This is a genomic window from Brachyspira catarrhinii, assembly GCF_005518285.1.
GTDB lineage: Bacteria > Spirochaetota > Brachyspiria > Brachyspirales > Brachyspiraceae > Brachyspira > Brachyspira catarrhinii.
The window spans coordinates 1-1,552 of record NZ_SJDU01000471.1; the positions used below are offsets into that span (position 1 = coordinate 1).

Here is a 1,552-nt window from a genome sequence, read left to right on the forward strand (position 1 = left end):
TTTCGAGTCCGATAATTCTTAATTTTGGAGTATTAAGAAATTTCGATATATTCGCAAGAGTTCTTCCGATTACATATATACCGAAAATTGGAGTCGGAGTTGAAGGAGAGCCTCAATTTTCTCTTATGCCGAGATACCAATTCTTTAACGGTTTTATTGGAGCGGTTGAATTTTTATTTCCAGGTTCTTCAAAGCAAAAATTCGGAATCAATCCTCAATTGCATTATTTGATAGGTTTGGGCGATTTTTTCACTATGTTTGCCAATTTAGAACTGCCAATGTATTTTAAGGACCCGAGAGGAGTAGTCGAATCTATAAGATTAAAATTCGCGGTCGGAGTTTATCCAGGTTCTTTATTCGGTTTTTCTTTGGCGGGAATATATTTGGAATATCATTTCGCTTACGATTTTTATAACAAGGCTACTCTTTATTTGAATCATTTGGGACCGGGAATTTATTTGGTTTTGAATAGCGAGGCGAGTTTATCTTTGAATTTCAGTATTTACTGCGAACAGTTTGCAAGCGGTTTCTATTGCGGAATTGGAGCTTATATTTCCTATACTTTTGATTTTAATAGATTTTTATAATTAATTTAATAAGCGATTTATAATTTACAATGAAAAAAATAAATATGACTGAAGAATATTTTTTATGGCAGAATAAAATAAAATTTTCGGATACGATTAATATAGACAAAAATAAAAAAATTATTCTAAAAAATAAAAAATCTAATTCAAATAAATCTAATAAAAATAAAGAAGTCGGAACAATGAATAAAGCTAATAAAATTAATAATACAAATAATAATATTGAAATTAAAAACGAAGAATTAAAGAAAATATATTTGGAAGTAAAAGAATGTATGAAATGCGAAAAATTATGCAGAACGAGATTAAATGTAGTATTCGGACGAGGAGATGAAAATCCAGATATAGTTTTTGTGGGAGAAGCTCCAGGCGCGGACGAGGATAGATTGGGATTTCCGTTTGTAGGAAGAGCGGGAAAACTTTTAGATAAATGGATTGACGAGCTTAAAATAAATAAATACAATTTTTATATAATGAACGCCTTGAAATGCCGTCCGCCAGAAAACAGAGACCCTTTGCCAGAAGAAAAAATAAATTGCAGAAACTTTTTTGTTCGTCAGCTTGAAATACTTAATCCAAAAATAATATGCGCGCTCGGAAGACATGGCTTTGGAAATTTAATCGAATTCGATTTGAAAACTCCTTTTGGAAAAGCGAGAAATACGGTTCATTATTACAAAAATAAGGATAAAGAAGTTCCCGTAATTGCCACATATCATCCCGCTTATGTTTTGAGAAATCAAAAAGAAGAAACGAAAGTAATAAGCGATTTTGAATTTATGTTAAAAGAATTGAATAATATTTTGGAGAATAATTGATAGTTTATTTTTTTATTATAGTTAGTATAAATATTTTTTTTCAAAATTTTATTTTTGCAAATTCAAACGATTATAATAACGAAATTAATAAAATTCAAAATTCAAATCGGCAGTATTATTATTCAAAAGCAAATTGATTATATAAGG

The 1,552-nt window shown here is 29.3% G+C and carries 2 protein-coding genes; both read left to right on the top strand.

The genetic code is table 11. The features are described from left to right. The coding region (locus tag EZH24_RS11580) for a hypothetical protein (protein ID WP_137999246.1) at positions 1-587 on the top strand (587 nt) is incomplete at its 5' end. 29 nt (positions 588-616) lie between these two features. Further along, on the top strand, positions 617-1,405 hold the full coding sequence (locus EZH24_RS11585) for a uracil-DNA glycosylase (RefSeq protein WP_137999247.1): 789 nt from the start codon (positions 617-619) through the stop codon (positions 1,403-1,405). Positions 1,406-1,552 lie beyond the last annotated feature (147 nt).